Origin of the sequence: Bosea sp. PAMC 26642, from assembly GCF_001562255.1 — a bacterium.
In the GTDB taxonomy this organism is placed as follows: domain Bacteria; phylum Pseudomonadota; class Alphaproteobacteria; order Rhizobiales; family Beijerinckiaceae; genus Allobosea.
Map to the genome: position 1 here is coordinate 2,966,017 of NZ_CP014301.1, position 20,283 is coordinate 2,986,299.

General features: G+C 68.2%; 12 protein-coding genes. 5 read left to right on the forward strand and 7 right to left on the reverse strand.

Features of this window, described 5'->3' with window-relative positions:
- Nucleotides 1–169 precede the first annotated feature (169 nt).
- Nucleotides 170–850 carry a nitroreductase gene (locus AXW83_RS14340; RefSeq protein WP_066614569.1) on the forward strand — a complete coding sequence of 227 codons (681 nt, stop codon included), beginning with the start codon at nucleotides 170–172 and terminating at the stop codon, nucleotides 848–850.
- Nucleotides 851–854: 4 nt separating this feature from the next.
- Here AXW83_RS14340 and AXW83_RS14345 read toward each other — a convergent pair whose 3' ends face one another.
- The 3 genes from AXW83_RS14345 to AXW83_RS14355 all read right to left on the reverse strand — a co-directional run bounded on the left by AXW83_RS14345 (nucleotide 855) and on the right by AXW83_RS14355 (nucleotide 5,299).
- Nucleotides 855–1,832, reverse strand: a complete 978-nt coding sequence (locus AXW83_RS14345) for a DUF808 domain-containing protein (RefSeq protein WP_066614571.1) — start codon at nucleotides 1,830–1,832, stop codon at nucleotides 855–857.
- Nucleotides 1,833–1,972: 140 nt separating this feature from the next.
- Nucleotides 1,973–3,160 carry an acetyl-CoA C-acyltransferase gene (locus AXW83_RS14350; protein ID WP_066614573.1) on the reverse strand — a complete coding sequence of 396 codons (1,188 nt, stop codon included), beginning with the start codon at nucleotides 3,158–3,160 and terminating at the stop codon, nucleotides 1,973–1,975.
- A gap of 54 nt (nucleotides 3,161–3,214) precedes the next feature.
- Entirely contained in the window at nucleotides 3,215–5,299 is a 2,085-nt protein-coding gene (locus AXW83_RS14355; protein ID WP_066614574.1) for a 3-hydroxyacyl-CoA dehydrogenase NAD-binding domain-containing protein, read from the reverse strand.
- A 244-nt stretch (nucleotides 5,300–5,543) separates the two neighbouring features.
- Between AXW83_RS14355 and AXW83_RS14360 the strand changes: the two genes are divergently transcribed.
- Nucleotides 5,544–6,500: an NAD(P)H-dependent flavin oxidoreductase gene (locus tag AXW83_RS14360; RefSeq protein WP_066614575.1), complete on the forward strand. Its 957-nt coding sequence runs from the start codon at nucleotides 5,544–5,546 to the stop codon at nucleotides 6,498–6,500.
- 13 nt (nucleotides 6,501–6,513) lie between these two features.
- Complete coding sequence (locus AXW83_RS14365) at nucleotides 6,514–7,251, forward strand: enoyl-CoA hydratase-related protein (RefSeq protein ID WP_066614576.1); 738 nt, start codon at nucleotides 6,514–6,516, stop codon at nucleotides 7,249–7,251.
- A gap of 342 nt (nucleotides 7,252–7,593) precedes the next feature.
- Here the strand turns inward: AXW83_RS14365 and AXW83_RS14370 are convergent, their stop codons facing one another.
- The 4 genes from AXW83_RS14370 to AXW83_RS14385 form a co-directional block, all read right to left on the reverse strand.
- Entirely contained in the window at nucleotides 7,594–9,099 is a 1,506-nt protein-coding gene (locus AXW83_RS14370; protein WP_066614578.1) for a tripartite tricarboxylate transporter permease, read from the reverse strand.
- A 7-nt stretch (nucleotides 9,100–9,106) separates the two neighbouring features.
- Complete coding sequence (locus AXW83_RS14375) at nucleotides 9,107–9,598, reverse strand: tripartite tricarboxylate transporter TctB family protein (protein WP_066614580.1); 492 nt, start codon at nucleotides 9,596–9,598, stop codon at nucleotides 9,107–9,109.
- Nucleotides 9,599–9,809: 211 nt separating this feature from the next.
- A complete protein-coding gene (locus tag AXW83_RS14380) occupies nucleotides 9,810–10,805 on the reverse strand; it encodes a tripartite tricarboxylate transporter substrate binding protein (protein ID WP_066614582.1) in 996 nt (331 codons plus the stop codon).
- A 121-nt stretch (nucleotides 10,806–10,926) separates the two neighbouring features.
- Nucleotides 10,927–12,354, reverse strand: a complete 1,428-nt coding sequence (locus AXW83_RS14385) for a serine protease family protein (RefSeq protein WP_066614584.1) — start codon at nucleotides 12,352–12,354, stop codon at nucleotides 10,927–10,929.
- Nucleotides 12,355–12,673: 319 nt separating this feature from the next.
- Between AXW83_RS14385 and AXW83_RS14390 the strand changes: the two genes are divergently transcribed.
- Nucleotides 12,674–17,926 (forward strand): alpha-2-macroglobulin family protein, encoded by a 5,253-nt coding sequence (locus AXW83_RS14390; RefSeq protein ID WP_066614586.1) that lies wholly within the window; start codon nucleotides 12,674–12,676, stop codon nucleotides 17,924–17,926.
- Between the two features lie 61 nt (nucleotides 17,927–17,987).
- Complete coding sequence (gene pbpC, locus AXW83_RS14395; protein WP_442855191.1) at nucleotides 17,988–20,282, forward strand: penicillin-binding protein 1C; 2,295 nt, start codon at nucleotides 17,988–17,990, stop codon at nucleotides 20,280–20,282.
- Nucleotide 20,283: the final 1 nt, after the last annotated feature.

Here is a 20,283-nt window from a genome sequence, read left to right on the forward strand (position 1 = left end):
CCGTCATTCCGGGGCGGCCCGCAGGGCCGAGCCCGGAACCCATATCCGCTCCGCAGTTCGTTCAGGATAGGGCGGCAGCGATGGTGCGCATATGAATCACGATGGCGGATATGGGTTCCGGGCTCATCGCTTCGCGATGCCCCGGAACGACGGCCGAGGAGAACGAGCCATGACGCCAGCCCAAGCCGTCGATCACGCCATCACCTCCCGCCGCGCGATCCGCGCCTTCCTGCCCGATCCGGTCGATCCCGCCCTCATCCGCCACATTCTCGACGTCGCCGCCCAGGCCCCAAGCGGCACCAACATGCAGCCCTGGAAGGTGCGCGTTATCGGTCCCCGGACACGGGCCCGGCTGGAACCGGCCTTGATCGCTGCGCTCGATTCGCCCGATCTGCCGCCAGCGGAGGAATACCGCTACTACCCCGAGACCTTCGTCGAGCCATATCTCTCGCGCCGCCGCAAGGTCGGCTGGGACCTTTACGGCCTCCTCGGCGTCAAGAAGGGCGACACCGAGGGCATGAAGCGCCAGACGGCGGCCAATCTGCGCTTCTTCGGCGCGCCGGTCGCGATGATGGTGACGATCGACCGCGATCTCGAAATCGGCTCCTGGCTCGATCTCGGGATGTTCCTGCAGAACATCCTGATCGCCGCCCAGGGCCACGGCCTGAACTCCTGCCCGCAGGCGATCTTCGCGCGCTTCCATCCCGTGGTGCGGCGCGAACTCGCCATTCCCGACAGCGAAGTCGTCGTCTGCGGCATCGCCATCGGTAAGGCCGATCCCGACGCGCCGGCCAACGCGCTGGTGCCCGAGCGCGAGCCGGTCGAGGGCTTCACGACCTGGCTCGACTGAGGCTCTATGCGGCTTGAGCTGGCTTGCCGGTCTTGCGCACGCGCTTCAGCAGCGGCTCGACCAGGTAATGCATCGCCACAATCGCGATGCTGCCGACGATCAGACCGAACACGGCCGACAGCGCAGCCCCGGTGAACCATTCGACGGCACCGCCCAGCGGCAACGCTGCCCCGGCAGCCACCGCAAGCTCATGACTGGCATGGCCGAGTGCGGTCAAGCCGAACTCTTCCAGTCCGTGGATGATGATGCCGCCGCCGACCCAGAGCATCGCCGCCGTGCCGACCGAGCCGAGCGCGGTCAGAAAATAGGGCATGCCGATGACGAGGCCCCGGCCCAGCAGGCGCACCGGTGCAAACTGCCGCTGCGCAAGCGCGAGCCCGGCATCGTCGGCCTTCACGATCAGCGCCACGACGCCGTAGACAAGGACGGTGATGCCGACCCCGACCACCGCCAGCACCACCGCCTGCATCCAGAAGGAGGAGGTCGACACAGAGGCGAGCGTGATCGCCATGATCTCGGCCGACAGGATGAAATCCGTCTTGATCGCCCCGGCAATCTTCTGCTCCTCGAGCAGCTTGGGATCGAGCACCGCCTCGCCGGTATCGGTCGGTGCCGCATGCGCATGCGGCACGACAAGTTCGAGGATCTTCTCGGCGCCCTCGTAGCAAAGATAGACGCCCCCGGCCATCAGCAGCGGCGTGATCAGCCAGGGCGCGACGAGCGCGAGGATGAGCGCGCCCGGCAGCAGGAAGAACAGCTTGTTCTTCAGCGAACCGAGCGCGATCCGCCAAACGATCGGCAATTCGCGCGCAGCCGCGAAGCCGACGGCATAGCGTGGCGTCACCGCCGCATCGTCGATGACGATGCCGGCGGCCTTGGTGCCGGCCTTCGTCGCCTGCGCGACGACATCGTCCACCGATGAGGCTGCGACCTTGGCGATGCCGGCGATGTCGTCGAGCAGGGCAAACAATCCAGAGCTCAAAGCCGGCCTCCAGAGCCACGTTGCGGCGTTGCAGCAAACTATGTCGGGAGCCACGTCACAATCATGACGCGGCCAGAATGACGATGCGGTAGACTTTGCCGGAGCGGCCAAGCCGTGCCCGAGAAGATCAGCGGCCCCAATCAGCCCTGGTTGATCTCGAAGAGCCCCGCGCAACCCATGCCGCCGGCGACGCACATCGTCACCACGGCGTATCGCGCCTTGCGGCGGCGGCCCTCCAGCAGCGCATGGCCGACGAGCCGGGCGCCGCTCATGCCGAAGGGATGGCCGATCGAGATTGCACCGCCATTGACGTTGACCTTGTCGGGATCGATGCCGAGCAGATCGCGGCAATAAAGCGACTGAGACGCGAAAGCCTCGTTCAGCTCCCACAGGTCGATATCGGAGACGTTCAAGCCGTTGCGCTCCAGCAGGCGCGGCACGGCAAACACGGGGCCGATGCCCATCTCGTCGGGCTCGCAGCCGGCCGAGGCGAAACCGCGGAAGATGCCCAGCGGCGACAAACCGCGCCGCGCCGCCTCCTGCGCCGACATCACCACGCTGGCCGAGGCCCCGTCCGAAAGCTGGCTGGCATTGCCGGCGGTGACGAACTGCTCCTCGCCGCGCACGGGCTTCAGCTTGAGCAGCCCCTCCAGTGTCGTCTCGGGCCGGTTGCCCTCGTCCTTGGCGAGCGTCACCCCCTCCTGCCGGACGTCGCCGGTCACCTTGTCGGTCACGGCCATCGTCGCGCTCATCGGCACGATCTCGTCGTCGAACAGCCGCCGCTGCTGCGCCGAGGCCGTGCGGCGCTGGCTTTCCAGCGAGAATTCGTCCTGTACCTGCCGCGAGATGCCGTAGCGGCTTGCGACATTGTCGGCCGTCTCGATCATCGAGGTGTAGATCTCGGGCTTGTGCTGCATCAGCCAGTCGTTCTGGGTCAGCTCGCGCCTGACCACCGGCTGCACCAGCGAGATCGACTCGACGCCGCCGCCGACCGCGACCGGCACGCCGTCCATCACGACGCGCCGCGCCGCATGGGCGATCGCTTCCAGCCCCGACGCGCAAAAACGGCTGACGGTGACGCCGGCCGACTGGACTGGAATCCCCGCGATGAGAGCCGCATGACGCGCCACATTGCCGCCGGTTGCGGCTTCGGGGTAGCCGCAGCCCAGCACGATCTCCTCGACCGCATCCGGCTCGACGCCCGCCCGCAGCATCGCGTGCCTGATCGCATGGGCGGCCATGTCGGCGCCTTTGGTCTGGTTGAAGGCCCCGCGATAGGCCTTTCCGATCGGCGTGCGGGCGGTGGAGACGATGACGGCTTCGGTCATGAGCGTGGAACGTCCTGTCCTGGAAAGAGGCGTGTGGCGCCGGTCAAACCGTTTTCACGCAGCCTGCGCCTTCATCTCCGAAAAGCTTTTGCCCTCGGCGGCGAGCCTGCGCAGCAGCGGCGCCGGTTCGAGGCTCTTGTCCCCGCTCTCGGCGGCCTGGGCCTCCAGGCGCTTCACGATCGTGTCGAGCCCAACCGTGTCGGCCCAGTGCATCGGTCCCCCGCGCCAGGCCGGCCAGTTGTAGCCGTTGAGCCAGATGATATCGATGTCGCCCGGCCGCGCCGCGATGCCCTCTTCGAGGATGCGCGCTCCTTCGTTGACCATCGGGTCGAGCAGTCGAGCCAAAATCTCGTCTGGCGTGAAGGAGCGCCGCGTCACGCCCTTCTCCTGCGATATCCGCGCGATCAGGCCCTCGACCTCCGGATCGCGATGGCCTGTCCGCGCCCCCTCCGGGTAGAGATAATAGCCCCGCCCCGTCTTCTGGCCGAACCAGCCGCATTCGCAGATCGCATCCGCGACCGCAGCCTTCGTGCCGCGCGACTTCCGCGTGCGCCAGCCGATGTCGTTGCCGGCAAGGTCCGACATCGCGAACGGGCCCATCTTGAAGCCGAAGCCGGTTAGCGCGGCATCGACCTCATGCGGCAGCGCGCCGGCGATCAGCAGCCGCTCGGCGGCCCGCGTGCGCGCCTCCAGCATCCGGTTGCCGACGAAGCCGAAGCCGTTGCCGACCACGACCGGGACCTTGTTGAGCTTGCGCCCGAGCGCCACGGCTGTCGCCACCACATCGTCGGCAACGCCCGCCGGCCGGACGATCTCCAGAAGCTTCATGACATTGGCGGGGCTGAAGAAGTGCATTCCGAGCACGTCGGCGGGCCGCTTCGTCGCCGCGGCGATCGTCGGGACGTCGAGATAGGAGGTGTTGCTGGCGAGGATCGCTCCGGGCTTGGCGATCCTGTCGAGTTCGCCGAAGATCTGCTGCTTGATGCCCATCTCCTCGAAGGCGGCCTCGATCACGATGTCGGCCTGCGCCGCCGCCGAAAGTCCGACGGCCGGCGTGATCAGCGCGAGCCGCTGGTCGCGCAGGGTCGGCGTCAGCGAACCACGCGTCACCGACATCTCGTAGATGGCGGCGACGCGGTTCATACCGTTGTCGATCTGCGCCTGTTGCGTCTCGATCAGCGTCACCGGGATGCCGGCATTGGCGAAGCACATCGCGATGCCACCGCCCATCGTACCGGCCCCGATCACGGCGGCCGTCGCGATCGGACGCGGCTTCACGTCGGCCCCGATGCCGGGCACCCTGGCGGCGTCGCGTTCGGCAAAGAAGACGTAGCGCAACGCCTTCGAGCGGTCGTCTGCGACGAGCGTCATGAACAGCGCGCGCTCGACGGCCAGTCCCTCTGCGAAGGGCATCGTGAAAACCGCCCGCACCGCCTCGATCAATGCCATCGCATTGGGCATGTCGCCGGATTTCTTCGTCGCTTCGGCCGCCACTGCCTCGAACGCCTCCCGATCGGCCGGCGTCAACGCCTCACCAAGATCGCCCGTACGGCGAGGGTCGTCCTTCGCCATATCCTGTGCCAGCGCGACCGCCGCCTCGACCACGTCGCCAAGCGCGACGATATCGACGAGCCCGAGGCGCGAGGCCTCGTCGGCGGAAACGGGCTCGCCCGACAGCATCATCGGGAAGGCCTTAGCCGCGCCGATCAGCCGGGGCAGGCGCTGCGTACCGCCGGCGCCCGGGATGATGCCGAGCTTGATCTCGGGCAGGCCGAGTTTGGCGGCAGGCGCGGCCACCCGGCCGTGACAGGCGAGTGCGACCTCGAGCCCGCCACCGAGCGCGACACCCTGGATCGCGGCGACGACCGGCTTGGCGCAGTTCTCGATGGCGTCGAGAACATCCGGCAGCAGCGGCTTGGCCGGCGGCTTGCCGAACTCGGAGATATCGGCCCCGGCGATGAAGGCCTTCCCCGCCGCCGCGATCACGATCGCCTCGACCGCTGGATCGCTCGCCGCCTTGGCGAGCACATCGGCAAGTCCGGCGCGCAGGCCGGCGCCCAGCGCATTGACCGGCGGATTGTCGATCGTCACGATCGCGATCGGGCCGCGAAGGGCGAGCCGGGCGATCTCCATGGGCATATTCCTCGTCATGAACTGTTCTGCATTGCAGAACGAGCGTCTGCATTGCCATTGTTAGGAAGTGTGCCGGGTCGAGATTGTCAAGTTGCCCCGTCACAGCGAGGCCAGTTGTGGACATTCGTACTGCAGTACGAAACTGGACCTATCCTTGACCGGCCGCGAAACCCCATGGCAAGCCTGCTGCTCATGCCGCGCCGGAGGGATCCGGGCAAGACGAGATGCGCCTGACCAGGAACGGACCGCCATGGCCCTCCCCGCCTCCCTCTCCGACAATCTCTCCCTTCCGGTCATCGGATCGCCGATGTTCATCGTTTCGGGGCCGGAGCTCGTCATCGCGCAGTGCCTCAACGGCGTCGTCGGTTCCTTTCCGGCGCTGAACGCGCGCCCGGCCGACCAGCTCGACCTCTGGCTCACCCGCATCAAGGCCGAACTCGCGGCGGCGAAGGCGGCCGACCCCACGCGAAAAATCGCGCCCTTCGCCGTCAACCAGATCGTCCACGCCTCCAACGACCGGCTGATCCACGACATGGAGGCCTGCGTCCGCCATCAGGTGCCGATCATCATCACCTCGCTGCGGGCGCCCAACGAGGTGGTCGAGGCCGCCCACTCCTATGGCGGGCTCGTCTTCCACGACGTCACCACGATACGCCACGCACAGAAGGCACTGGAGGCCGGCGTCGACGGCTTGATCCTGGTCTGCGCTGGCGCCGGCGGCCATGCCGGAACGCTCAGCCCCTTCGCACTGGTCGGTGAGGTCAGGCGCTTCTTCGATGGCCCGATCGTCCTCTCGGGCGCGATCGCGACCGGCTCGGCCATCCTGTCGGCGCAGGCGATGGGCGCCGATCTTGCCTATATCGGCACGCGTTTCATCGCGTCTCAAGAAGCCAATGCGGCCGATGGCTACAAGGACATGATCGTCGGCACGAGCGCCGCCGACATCGTCTACACGCCCTATTTCACCGGCGTGCCCGGCAACTACCTCAAGCCCTCGATCGCAGCGCAGGGACTGAACCCCGACAACCTGCCCCATGCCGACAAGACCAAAATGAGCTTCGGCGCGGGCACGGCCAAGGCCTGGCGCGACATCTGGGGCTCGGGCCAGGGCGTCGGCCTGATCGACGATGCGCCGCCGGTCACCATCGTGATCGACCGGCTCAAGGCCGAGTACGCCACGGCCAAGGCGCAGCTTTGCGCATCCTGACGAGGGACCCGAGATGAGTATCCTGACGGAAACCGTTCTGCCCGGCATCGTCCAGATCACGATGAACCGCCCCGAGCGCAAGAACGCCCTCGATCGCGCCTGCTATCAGGGCCTGATCGACGCGATCACCGCCGCCGAAGCCGACCCGGACATCCGCGCCATGGTGCTGACCGGCGCCGGTGGCTGTTTCACCAGCGGCAACGACATCAAGGATTTTGCCGGAGCCGCGGAGACCGGCCCCCGCGTCGCCATGGATTATCTCGGCGTCCTCTCGACGGCGAAGAAGCCGATCGTCGCGGCGGTCGAGGGTTTCGCCGTCGGCATCGGCACGACCATGTTGCTGCATTGCGACCTCGCCTTCGCCGGCAAGGGCGCATCCTTCCGTATGCCTTTCGTGGCGCTGGGGCTGAGCCCGGAGGGCGCTTCCTCCTATCTCCTGCCGCTAATCGCAGGCAGCAAGCGTGCTGCCGAACTGCTGATGCTGGGCGAGGCCTTCGGCCCGGAGATTGCCCATGAGGCAGGACTCCTCAACGCCGTCACGCCCGAGGGCGGCGCGCTCGCACTGGCGATCGAGAAAGCAAGAGCGCTCGCGGCCCTTCCGCCACAGTCGGTCGCGTTGACCAAGATGTTGTTGAAGCGCGCCCAGGCGCCGGCCGTCGCCGAGACCATAGCCACCGAAGGGCGGCTCTTCGGAGAACGGCTGCTGTCGGCGGAGGCCCAGGCCGCCTTCGCCGCCTTCCTGAAGCGCTGATCGGTGTCGTGACGTCTGATCGTTACCTGATCCCTGATGATACGCCCAGCGGCGCAGCAGATGACGGCGCCGTGAATGTTTGTCGTCCAGGTGCCGTCGTTCCAGGCGCAGCGCAGCGGAGCCCCGGAACCCCAGCCTGAACCTCTCGATGCCTCCATTCCGGCATGGATACTCGATCGGCGCCGCTAAAGCGGCTTGTCCGGAATGACAGTCCGTCGGCGTGAAGCGATATGAGAAATCACTGAAATCGTTCAGTTCATCGCACGGACTCTCAGGATAAGGGTCGCACACACGCCATCGGCGGTGTCGGCAGATCAAGTCCGGAAAGCGCAGTTCGCCCCCTCACGCCGCTGCTACTCGCCGCGCCCTCAGCTTGTCCATCGACCAGGAGAATACCGGCCAGAGCAGCGCCGCGAATGTCATGGCCGCCAGAACGCTCGACACCGACCGGCTGAAGAAGGGCAGGATCGAACCGTCCGACTTGATCAGCGAGGTGACGAAGCTCTGTTCCACCATCGTGCCCATGACGATGCCGAGCACCAGCGCCGCGACCGGATAGCCGTTCTTCTCCATCGTGAAACCGAGCAGGCCGAAGAACGCAACGCAGTAGACCGCGAACAGGTTGTTGCCGGCGGTGGCGAAGGCGCCGACCGCGCAGAACACCATGATCACCGGCATGACCGCCGAGCGCGGCGCACCGACCACGAAGCTCGCGCCCCGGATCATCATGATGCCGAGCGGGATCATGATGATGTTGCCCAGGATGAAGATGATGTAGAGCGCGTACATGCTCGACGCCTGCTCGGTGAACAGCGACGGGCCGGGATTGAGGCCCTTCATGTAGAGCACGCCGATGGCGATCGCGGTGATCGTGTCGCCGGGAATGCCGAAGAGCAGCGCCGGCACCCAGCCCGAGGCGAGCGAGGCATTGTTGCTGGCGCCGGCCTCGATCAGCCCCTCGGGATGGCCGGTGCCGAACTTCTCCGGCGTCTTCGAGAAACGCTTGGCCATGGCGTAGCTGACCCAGGCCGCCATGTCGGCGCCCGCACCCGGCAGCACGCCGATGATGATGCCGACGACGTTTCCGCGCGCCTGCTGCTTGGGATATTTCTTGGTCAGCTCCCACTGCCCCTTGAGGATGCTCCCCATCCGGCGATGCGGTAGCTTGGGCGGTTCGCGCTCGGTCAGGGCCCGCATCACCTCGGCCAGCGCGAAGACGCCGACCAGCGCCGGGATCGGCTCGATGCCGCCGAGCAGGTCGACCGTGCCGAAGGTGAAGCGCGGCACCCCGCCGGGATTGTCGATGCCGATGCAGGTTATCAGCAGCCCCAGAAGCATCGAGGCGATCGCCTTGATCGGCGAGGAGCGTGCCACCAGCGTGGCGCACATCAGCCCGAGCAGCGCGAGCCAGAAGTTCTCATAGGTCGAGAAGGAGAGCGCGAATTCTGCCAGCACCGGCGCCAGGATCATCAGCGAAAGCGTGCCGGCGATGCCGCCCAGCGCAGAAAACCACAGGCAGATCCCCAGCGCCGTCTCCGCCTGGCCCTTGCGCGTCATGGCATAGGCTTCGTCGGTATAGGCGGCCGAGGCCGGCGTGCCGGGAATGCGCAGCAGGCAGCCGGGGATGTCACCCGAAAAGATCGCCATGGCAGAGGCGGTGATGATCGTCGCCACTGCCGCGATCGGCGACAGGTAGAAGGTGACAGGCACCAGCAGCGCCGTCGCCATGGTCGCCGAAAGGCCGGGCAGCGAGCCGACTACCAGCCCGTAGATGGCCGATGCCAGGATCGCAATCAGCACGTCGGGCGCAAAAACGAGCCCGAAGGCCTGGATGATGGTGTTGGTCATCGGCGCGTCACCACGGAAAAGGCAGCAGGCCGCCAGGCAGGGGCACGCGCAGCAGCTTGAGGAAGATCAGGTTGACGATGAGCGGCGCGACCAGCGCCAGGGGCACGGCGAGCTTCGCCTTCGCTCCGAAGGCGAAGGAGGCCGTCAGCACCATGATCGCCGCCGTCGGCAGGAAGCCGAGCGCCTCCGAAGCGAGCGCGTAGAAGAAGACGAGGCCGGGCGGCAGCAGAGCCAGCCATGAGCGCCAGGCCGGCAGGGGCTCGAGCATCTCGGGCGCCGAATGGCTGACGACGTCGGCCTCGGCCACCTCCTCGAAATGCCGCCCGACGCCGAAGACGATCAGGACGCCGCAGAGCGCCAGCCCCGCCCCGACGACCATGGGAAAGGCCGACGGCCCGACCTGCTGGCCGGGCACCGGCGGCAGCTTCGAGCCATAGAAGAACGCGGCCGCGCCGAGCGTGGCGATCGCGCCACCGGTGATACGGTCGGACAGTTGCATTCGGAAACCTTCTCGATTTGCGAGAGCGGCCTGGCATCACGCGCCATCGCGGGGCGGATGGAACCAAGGGCGCCGTCACTCCGGGCGGAGCGCAGCGGAGACCCGGAATCCATCACAAGGCACTATGCTTTATGATGGATTCCGGATCGGCGCCGCTATGCGGCTTGTCCGGAATGACGCGTTCCGGACAAGCCGGGACGAAGCCTTCGGCTCAGGCCTTCGCCAGGCCCGCCGCCTTCATGGCCGAGGCCATCGCCTTGTCGCCTTCATCCATGAACTTGGTGAAGCCGGCCTGGTCGGCGAACTTCATGCCGAAGCCGCGCGAGTTCATGAAGTCCTGATACTCTTTGGAGTCGAAGGCCTTCTTCAGCGAAGCGACCAGCGTCGCCTGGATCTCGGCGGGCATGCCCTTCGGGCCGGCGATGCCGCGCCAGGCGCCGACAGAGTAGTTGATTCCGAGCGTCTCGTTCAGCGTCGGCACGTCCTTGAACATCGGGTTGCGCTCGGTCGCCATGATCGCCAGCGACTTCGCCTTGCCGGCGTCGATCATCGCGCGCGCTTCCGGCACCGAGCAGGTCACGATGTCGAGGCCGCCGGCTGCGAGATCCTGCATGCCGGGCGCGGCGCCGTTCGACGGCACCCAGCCGACATGGTCAGGCTTCAGCCCCATGGCGACGAGCCAGCCGATCAACGCCAGATGCCAGATGCCGCCCTGGCCGGTGCCCGAGGCCTTCATCTTGCCGTGCGGCGCCGCCTTGATCGCATCCGCCAGCGCCTTGATGTCCTTGTACGGGCTGGCGGCGTTCACCTGTACGCCCGGCGGGTCCTCGTTCATCAGCGCCAGCGGCACATAGCTCGTCGGCTTCAGCTCGGTCAGGCCCTGATGATGCATCATCGAAATCTCGACCGTCAGCATCCCGATATTGTAGCCGTCGGGCGCCGCCGTCGCGATCGCCGAATGGCCGACCACGCCCGAACCGCCGGTCCTGTTGACCACGTTGAAGGGCTGGCCGAGATCCTTCTCCAGAAGCTGCGCGACGATGCGCGCCGTCGCATCGGTGCCGCCGCCCGCTCCCCAGGGGCAAATCAGCGTGACCGGGCGGCTGGGATATTTCGCCTGTCCGATGGCCGGGCCGGCGATCAGGCCCGTCGCGCCGGCTGCAGCCGCGCCCTTCAGAATCGTTCGTCTGTTGATGTCGTTCGTCATGGGTCTTCTCCCTAAATCGATTTAAGTTCGAGCGCTCCTCGACCAATGGCGGGGCGCTCTTTGATGGACGCGTTATCAGAGCCGATTGCGGCGCCCCAGACAACTCCCCTTCGGGCTCGTTCTACAGGCCGCAGGAGACGGGCAGCACGGCCTTGCCGACCCTGTCGATCACGGCGCCGGTGCTGAGATCTGGCCCGGTCGTGGCACTGCCGGGCGTCGCGCCCGCCTTCGCAAGCACAGCCTGCAGCGCGGTCGTATCGGCGATCGTATAGGACCGCTGCGGCGCGATGCCGGCGACCAGAACCTTGTCGGACGGATTGGCGGTAACGAGGCCGGCAAGCCGCCCCTGCCGGTCGAAGACCGGGCTGCCGGCCTGGCCCGGCTGCAGCGGCGCGAACACGGCAGAGCCCGTCGTGACCCGCACGCTCTGTCCCGGCAGGGCCTGGGCTGCGCGCTTGCCGACATCGTCGCCGAACGCGACCAGCACCACGCTCTCGCGCTCGCCGAGCGCCTCCGCCCGCAGTGCCGGGGCCGGGTTGGGCGTGCCGGCGTCGAGATCGAGCACGGCCAGCCCGCTCGCATCGTCCTTGAAGCGCAGCCGCGCCGGGCGTCCGCCGACGCGCACGCCCCGGCAGGGCTCGATCGCGACGATCGCGGTCAGCGCGAGCTTGTCCGACAGCGCCAGCGCGACGCCGAAGCGCTCGATCGGCCGCGCCACGACAGCAACGATCGGCGGCGCTGCCGCAGCGGCGACCGCCGCAGGAGCCGAAGACGGCGCGGGACCGGTCGGGAACGGCTCGAAGCTGCTGGCGATCGCGATCACCAGCGGATCGACGGCCGCCGACAGCGTCTTCTCGTAGCCGATCGAGAAGCCGCGCAGCCCTTGCGGCCCGGCCGCCAGCCGGCGATAGAATTTGCCGGTCGCGGTCTCGCCGGTAACGACGAAGAAGTCCGGCCGCAGCAGCTTATAGGTGATCTTGCGCCCCGGCACGTTGGCGTTGACGGCAGTGGCCTTCTCGAACAGGGCCTCAAGGCTTTCGCCGGGCGGGCTTGTCGTCGCATCGAGCGTGACCCGGCCGTCGCCGCTCTGCCAGCGGCTGCCGCCGGTTGGCGTCGCCTCGCGCCGGGGCAGCACCTTCTCGGGGATGCCGATCCGCACGCCGGTGCGCTCGTCGACGATCAGTCTGAAGCCCGTCGCGTCGCGCGCGGCCTGCGCCTGCTGCGCCAGCACGCGCCGCTCGCCCGGCGTCAGCATCCCGTCGGGGACGCCGCGTGAGGCGGCCTTCACCGTGTTGATGGCCCGGAAGGTCAGCGGTCCATAGGCACCGCTCGCCGCCGAATTGAGCAGCCCGACCCAGATCAAATCGGTCTGGATCGCCTTGCGCTCCGCCTCGGGCAGGCTCTCGAAACTCGCTTGGGCCACAGCGATCTGGGGACTTGGCGCGGGCTGCGCCGTGGCGGGAGCGAGCAACGCAATCAGGATCGGAGCGGCCAGCGACAGCCGCAATCGGGCGAGGCTCCCGAAACGATATCCCTTCGCGACAATCATCACGCATCCCCCGGCCCGAACCAAACACGCCGCATTGAGCGTCAGATCGCCTGGCTCCGCAACCACCACGCGCCCCCTCTCCCCTTGCGGGAGAGGGGGGGGTGAGGGGTCGCACTGGCCTTTCCGTGGATCGTTTGAACAAGCACAGCGGGACGGACAGCGCAGTGCGACCCCTCATCCGCCCCTTCGGGGCACCTTCTCCCGCAGGAGGAGAAGGGAAGAAACGGCTCGCCCGGTCATCCGCGACCACCTTTCGGATTGCACCGCCGGACGCCGGTGATAGCCTGCCGCGCGACCGGACCGTCCGGAGGAGAACGCCATGACTTTGCTTGCCCGTCTCGCGCTGTTGACCGGCCTTGCGCTCGCGGCGTCTCCGGCGCTGGCCCAGAAGGCCTATGTCCGCAACGATCTCGCCGCCGACGGCCAGCGGCTCGAGGAGCGACTGAAGCGCGAGGTCTCGACGGGCCGGCCCGCCGCGGTCGCCCTGCGTGACGGCACGGCGGCGCTCGCGCGCGGCGATGCCCGCGCCGCCCTGCCTCAGGCCAATGCCGCCGTTGTAGCGGAGCCCAACAACGCCGCCGGCTGGCGCCTGATGGCCAGCGCCGCCAACGCGATCGAACCGCGCGATTATCGCGAGCGCTGGGAGCTGCGCGAGCGCGCGACCACGGCCGCCTATCTCGCCTATGCCCGCGCCACCTCTCGGCCCGAGGAGGCCGCATCGCTGGGCGTGCTCGCCCGCACCTTCGAAAAGAACGAGCTCTGGCGCCCGGCCCTCACCACCTACCGGCTGAGCCTGGATCTGGCCGACAATGCCTCCCTGCGCACGGCCTACGAGACCCTGCGCGAGATGCGCGGCTTCCGCCTGACCGGCAACAAGGTCGATACCGACGCCGCCTCCCCCCGCGCCTGCTTTCAGTTCTCCGAACCTTTGGCGCGCGGCCGCATCGATTTCGCGCCCTATGTCGCCATCTCCGGCGGTCGCGGCGATTTCGCCGTCAGCGCCGAGGACAAGCAGATCTGCGTCGATGGCTTGCGCCATGGCGAGCGCTACGCCTTCGTCATCCGCCAGGGCGTGCCCTCGGCGATCCCCGACGAGAAGCTGACGAAATCGGCCGATTACGAGGTCTATGTCCGCGACCGCACGCCCTCGGTTCGCTTCACCGGCAAGAACTACGTGCTGCCGCGCACCGGCCAGCAGGGCGTGCCCGTCGTTTCGGTCAATGCCGAACGGCTCGATCTCGAAGTCATGCGGATCGGCGACCGTAACCTGATCAATTCGGTCCATTCCGACGATTTTCTCGGTCAACTCGGTTCATACCAGTCCAAGCAGATCGCCAGCGACAAGGGCCAGACCGTCTGGACGGGCTCGATGGAGGTGAAGTCCGAGCTGAACAAGGACGTGATCACCGCCTTCCCGGTGATCGAGGCTGTCGGGCGGCTGCAGCCCGGCGTCTATGTGATGTTCGCCAAACCTTCGGGCGGCAAGGTCGCGGCGTCCGCCTCGGACGGCGATGGCGGCGATTACGACGACGGCTCGACCCGCGCCACGCAATGGTTCGTCGTCTCCGACCTTGGCCTGACCTCCTTCTCCGGCCCCGACGGCGTGCATGTGCTGGTGCGCTCGCTCGCCGATGCCGCGCCGGTGGCGAATGCCGAGCTGCGCCTCGTCGCGCGCAACAACGAGATCCTCGGCACGGTGCGCTCGGACGCCAACGGCTATGCCCGCTTCGACGCAGGGCTGGGCAAGGGCCAGGGCGGCAATGCGCCGGGCCTCGTCACCGCCCTGCTGGGAGAGGATTACGGCTTCCTCGACCTCAAACAGACAGCCTTCGATCTCTCCGACCGCGGCGTCAAGGGCCGCGTCGCGCCCGAGGGGCTGGACGCGTTTCTCTACACCGAACGCGGCGTCTATCGCGGCGGCGAGACCGTCTACCTGACCAGCCTGCTGCGCGACGCCAAGGGCGCGGCCGTTACCGGCTTAGCCCTGACGCTGGCGGTCAAGCGACCCGACGGCGTCGAATATCGCCGCCGCCAGGTCGAGGATCAGGGCGCCGGCGGGCGCGCCCATGCGATCCCGCTGATCGCGGGCGCCGCCACCGGGACCTGGCGGGTCCAGGCCTATGCCGATCCCAAGGGACCGGCGATCGGCGAGATCAGTTTCCTCGTCGAGGATTATGTGCCGGAGCGGCTGGAGCTGACGCTCGCGCCCAAGGCGCCGGTGCTGCAGGCCGGCCAGCCGGCCGAGATCGACGTTTCCGCACGCTATCTCTACGGCGCGCCGGGCTCCGAGCTCGACGTCACCGGCTCGATGACCATCCGGGCTGCGGGCCAGAGCGCGATTCCCGGCTTCGCCGGCTATCAGGTCGGCCTCACCGACGAGGAGTTCCAATCGGTCCAGAGCGATTTCGAGGAGAGCGCCAAGACCGACGCCGCCGGCAAGGTCACCGTTTCCAACCCGGTCGCCCAGCCCGAGACCAACCGCCCGCTGGAGGCAGAGTTCACCATCCGCGTCGGTGAGCCGGGCGGGCGCGCCATCGCCCGCTCCTTGACGTTGCCGATCGTGCCCAAGGGCGCGGCGATCGGCGTCAGGAAGCTGTTCAAGGAGGGCGAGATCGGCAACGGCCAGACTGCCGGCTTCGAGGTCATCATGGCCAATGGCGACGGCCGCCGGCTGGCGCGGCCAGGCGTGAAATGGACGCTGTCCAAGGTCACGCGCAACTACCAGTGGTTCTTCCAGGACGGCCGCTGGAACTATGAGGGCATCAAGCAAACCCGCCGCGTCGCCGATGGGGAGGTCGCGGTGAGCGCCAATGCGCCCGCCACGATTTCGGCCGCCGTGCAATGGGGCAATTACCGGCTCGATGTTGCGGCCGATGGCCCGGATTCGACCGAGACCTCGGTCTCATTCACCGTCGGATACGAAGCCGACAAGACCGCCGATACGCCCGACGTGCTCGACGTCTCGCTGGACAAGGGCTCCTATGCCGACGGCGAGACCATGCAGGTACGCCTCGCGCCGCGCTTTGCCGGCAAGGCGACGCTCGCCGTGATCGGCGACCGCGTCAACGAGATCAGGACGATCGATATCGCCGGCGGCGGCGCGACCGCGAGCATTCCCGTCAAGGCCGAATGGGGCGCCAGCGCCTATCTCGTCGTCCTCGCGCATCGCCCGATGGACACCGCCGCCCAGCGCCTGCCCGGCCGCGCCATCGGCCTGAGCTGGTTCCAGATCGGCAAGGAGAACCGCACGCTGGCGCTCGATCTCGGCGCGCCGCCACTGGTGCGCCCGCTCTCCAAGCTGACGCTGCCGGTCAAGGTCACCGGCGCCCGCGCCGGCGAGGAGGCTTTCGTCACGGTCGCCGCCGTGGATGTCGGCATCCTCAACCTGACCCGTTTCGAGAGCCCCGATCCGAGCCAGTTCTTCTTCGGCCAGCGCCAGATCGGCCATGAGCTGCGCGATCTCTACGGCTATCTGATCGACGGCATGCAAGGCGTGCGCGGCGCGATCCGCAGCGGCGGCGACGGGGCACCCGCGCTCGCCGGCGAAAAGCCGACGCAGGAGCCGGTCGCGCGCTATTCCGGCGTGGTCAAGGTCGGCGCCGACGGCATGGCGCGGATCGAATTCGATATGCCCGCCTTCAACGGCTCGCTGCGCGTCATGGCGGTGGCCTGGTCGGCCGGCCGCACCGGACAGGCCAGCACCGAGGTGATCGTGCGTGATCAAGTGGTGGCGCAGGCAACGCTGCCGCGCTTCCTCGCCATCGGCGACCAGTCGCGCTTCCATCTCCAGATCGACAATGTCGAGGGACAGGCGGGCGCATACGTCGTCGATCTCGACGTGCGCGGGCCGGTGCTGGTCGCGGCCGACGCGACGCGCCGCACGATCCAGCTCGCGGCAGGCGCCAAGACCCAGATGACGATTCCCGTCACGGCGGCGGGCCTCGGTCGGGCCGAGTTCGATGTCCGCATCAGCGGGCCGGGCGGGCTCAGTACGGTGCAGAACCTCGCCGTCAGGGTCCAACCCTCGGCGGCGACGATCGCGCGGCGGATCGTGCGGCCGATCCCTGGCAATGGCGGCGCGATCACGGTCTCCTCGGATCTGATGGCCGATCTCGTGCCCAATTCCGGGCAGGTCTCGGTATCGGTCTCGCCGCTGGCCTCGCTCGACGTGCCCGCTTTGCTCAAGGCGCTCGACCGCTATCCCTATGGCTGCACCGAGCAGACCGTGAGCCGCGCCTTGCCTCTGCTCTCGGTCAACAAGCTCGCCTCTATGGAGAACCTCGCGCTCGACGACAGCGCCGACGAGCGCGTCAACGGCGCGATCGAGCGTGTGCTGGCAAGGCAGGGCGGCAACGGCTCCTTCGGCCTCTGGGGCGTCGGCGGCGACGATCTCTGGCTCGACGCCTTCGTCGTCGACTTCCTGACGCGCGCCCGCGAGCGCCAGTTCGCCGTGCCGCAGATCGCCTTCAACCTCGCGCTCGACCGCCTGCGCAACCAGGTCGTCAACACCAGCGAGATCGTCAAGGAGGAGGCCGCCGGCATCGCCTACGCGCTCTATGTGCTGGCCCGCAACGGCCGGCCGGTGATGGGCGATTTGCGCTATCTGGCCGACAACAAGCTTCGGGATTTCGCGACGCCTCTCGCACGCGGGCAGATCGGCGCGGCGCTCTCGCTGCTGGGCGATCGCGGCCGCGGCCGCGCCGCCTTCGCCAGCGCGCTTTCGAGCCTGCAGGAGGTCCGCGACGACGGGCTCTCGCGGCCCGATTACGGCACCCGTCTTCGCGACGGGGCCGGCGTGCTCGCCCTGATCGCGGAGGCCAATGGCGAGCGCGCCGACATCACCCGCGCCGCCTCCATCGTCGACAATGCCCGCCAGGGCGCGCGCTACACCTCGACGCAGGAGCAGATGTGGATGGTCGTCGCCGCCCAGGCGCTGGCCAAGGACGCCGAGGGCATGTCCCTCGTCGTCGATGGTACCGAGCGCAAGGGCCCGCTCTACCGCACGATCTCCGCCGAGGCGCTGGAGGCGAAGTCGCTCACCGTCGCCAATCCGGGCGCGGCCGCGGCGCAAGCGGTGATCACCGTCTCGGGCATCCCGACCGGTGCGGAGCCAGCGCTCAACCAGGGCTTCGGGCTGGAGCGCGTGATCTACACGATGAAGGGCGAGCGCGCCGACCCCGCCCGCCTGCGCCAGAACGAGCGTTATGTCATCGCGCTCACGGTCACCGAAAACGCCAGCCGCTATGGCCGGCTGCTGCTGGTCGACCCCGTGCCCGCCGGGCTCGAGATCGAGAACGCCAACCTGACCGAGGGCGCCTCTGTCGCAGGCCTCGACTGGCTCAAGCAGGAGGTCTCTCCGGTCCACACCGAGGCGCGCGACGACCGCTATGTCGCGGCCTTCGACCGCACCGGCGGCTCCAACCAGAAGCTTGCCTTCACGGTGGCCTATATCGCCCGGGCCGTCTCGCCCGGCCGTTATGTCGCACCCGCCGCCGTGATCGAGGACATGTACCGGCCGGATCGTTTCGGACGCACGGCGTTCGGGACGGTGGATGTGGCGTCGGCGCGTTGAAGCGATGACCGAGCGACGAGCCTCGACCGAGCCCCCTCTCCCCTTGGGGGAGAGGGCTGGGGTGAGGGAAGGCAAAACCTTGCCGGATTTGCGCGTCCTTTCCCTCATCCGTCAGCGCTTCGCGCTGCCACCTTCTCCCCCGAGGGGAGAAGGACGCGCCCGACGCTTACGCAAACTGAAGGTCGCGGTCGCCGTCGGCGCTCTGATTGTCACTGCAACCACCGCCGCCCTCTACCACTACGCCACCACCCTCCCGCCGCTCGACCTCGCCGCCGCATCCGAACGCTCGACCGTGGTGCTCGACCGCGAGGGCAAACTGCTGCGCCCCTTCCTGACGCAGGACGGCCGCTGGAAGCTTCCCGTCACGAGCGCGGACGTCGATCCGCGCTATCTCGCCATGCTCAAGGCCTATGAGGACAGGCGCTTCGACAGCCATTCCGGCATCGACCCGCTCGGCATGCTGCGCGCCGCAGGCCAGATGCTGGCGAACGGCCGGATCGTCTCGGGCGGATCGACGCTGACCATGCAGGTCGCGCGCCTGCTGGAGCCGCGCGAGGAGCGCTCGCCTTCGGCCAAGCTGCGCCAGGCGATGCGCGCGCTCGAACTCGAACGGCGCTTCGACAAGACGCAGATCCTCGACCATTACCTCACGCTCGCGCCCTTCGGCGGTAATCTCGAAGGCGTCCGCGCCGCGAGCTTCGCCTATTTCGGCAAGGAGCCCAAGCGCCTCTCGACCGCCGAGGCCGCGCTCCTCGTCGCGCTGCCGCAATCGCCCGAGACGCGCCGGCCGGACCGCTTCGAGCAGGCGGCGCGCAAGGCCCGCGAGCGCGTGCTCGCCCGTGTCGAGGCGGCCGGACTCGCAACCGTATCGGAAGTCGCCGCCGCACGCGAGGAGCCGATCCCGACCACGCGAAAACCGTTTCCGAACCTCGCGCCCCATGTCGCCGAACAGGTCGTGGCGGAGGCGGACGGCGACCCCGTCCATCGCCTGACGATCGATGCGCGGCTGCAGGCCAATCTCGAAAATCTCGCCCGCGAGCGCGCCCAGAACCTTAGCCCCCAGCTCTCGATCGCGATCCTAGCCGTCGACAACGAGACCGGCGAGGTCCGTGCCTCTGTCGGCGGCGTCGACTATTTCGCGGCCGAGCGCGCCGGCTCGCTCGACCTGACGCGCGCTTTGCGCTCGCCGGGCTCGGCGCTGAAGCCCTTCATCTACGCGCTCGCCTTCGACAACGGCATCGCCCATCCCGAGACGATGCTGGAAGACCGGCCGACGCGCTATGGCAGTTATGTCCCCGAGAATTTCGACATGACCTTCCAGGGCATGGTCAGCGCGCGCCGGGCTCTGCAGCTCTCGCTCAACGTGCCGGCGGTCGAGCTGCTCTCGGCGGTCGGTCCGCAGCGCTTCCTGTCGCGCCTGCGCGATGCGGGTGCGGCCATCGCCATGCCGAAGGAGGGCGGCGCACCGGGGCTCGCGGTGGGGCTCGGCGGACTGGGGATCACGCTGCAGGACCTGACGCGGCTCTATGTCGGCTTGGCGCGGGGCGGCGGGATGACGGCGCTCAGGGTGAGGGACGGCAATTGTCCCCGCGCCGTCATTCCGGGCGACCGCAGGGAGACCCGGAATCCATGCCTAAACCGTTCCGGAATGGATCCCGGGTCTACGCTGCGCTCCGCCCGGGATGACGGCGTGGTTCCATTGAATGAGACCGATGCAACCCGTCTCGTCGACCCCGTCGCGGCCTGGTACGTCGCCGACACCCTGCTTGGCGCGCCGGCTCCGCTCAACGCCGTGCCCGGCCGCATCGCCTACAAGACCGGCACCTCCTACGGCTATCGCGACGCCTGGGCCGTCGGTTTCGACCGCAGGCACACCATCGGCGTCTGGGTCGGCCGGGCCGACAACGGCGCGGTGCCAGGCCTCGTCGGGCGCGTCGTCGCAGCGCCGATCCTGTTCGACGCCTTCGCGCGGCTCGGCATCGATCCGCGCCCCTTCCCGCAGCCACCGGACGCGATCGTCTCCAATGCGGCGCATCTGCCGCCGCCGCTGCGCCATCTGCGTCAGGACGTGCCCAAGACGGTGGCGGCCATGACAACGCCTGCGCTCAGGCTCGCCTTCCCGCCCGAGGGCGCAAGGATCGACCTCGCCGGCTCGGGAATGGACGGCAGGGGCCAGCTCAACCTCAAGGTCGCAGGCGGCGCGCCGCCCTACACCTGGCTGGTTGACGGCGCCCCGGTGCTGGAACCGACGCGCCGGCGCGAGGCAACCTGGCAGCCCGGCGGCAAGGGCTTCGTCCGGATCTCGGTCATCGACGGAACGGGCGCGAGCGAGAGCGTCTCGGTGCGGCTGCAGTAGA

Coding starts and splice junctions, on each gene's coding strand:
- AXW83_RS14340 (WP_066614569.1), top strand. CDS start 170: ATGACGCCAGCCCAAGCCGTCGATCACGCCATCACCTCCCGCCGCGCG.
- AXW83_RS14350 (WP_066614573.1), bottom strand. CDS start 3,160: ATGACCGAAGCCGTCATCGTCTCCACCGCCCGCACGCCGATCGGAAAG.
- AXW83_RS14355 (WP_066614574.1), bottom strand. CDS start 5,299: ATGCCCATGGAGATCGCCCGGCTCGCCCTTCGCGGCCCGATCGCGATC.
- AXW83_RS14360 (WP_066614575.1), top strand. CDS start 5,544: ATGGCCCTCCCCGCCTCCCTCTCCGACAATCTCTCCCTTCCGGTCATC.
- AXW83_RS14365 (WP_066614576.1), top strand. CDS start 6,514: ATGAGTATCCTGACGGAAACCGTTCTGCCCGGCATCGTCCAGATCACG.
- AXW83_RS14370 (WP_066614578.1), bottom strand. CDS start 9,099: ATGACCAACACCATCATCCAGGCCTTCGGGCTCGTTTTTGCGCCCGAC.
- AXW83_RS14375 (WP_066614580.1), bottom strand. CDS start 9,598: ATGCAACTGTCCGACCGTATCACCGGTGGCGCGATCGCCACGCTCGGC.
- AXW83_RS14380 (WP_066614582.1), bottom strand. CDS start 10,805: ATGACGAACGACATCAACAGACGAACGATTCTGAAGGGCGCGGCTGCA.
- AXW83_RS14385 (WP_066614584.1), bottom strand. CDS start 12,354: ATGATTGTCGCGAAGGGATATCGTTTCGGGAGCCTCGCCCGATTGCGG.
- AXW83_RS14390 (WP_066614586.1), top strand. CDS start 12,674: ATGACTTTGCTTGCCCGTCTCGCGCTGTTGACCGGCCTTGCGCTCGCG.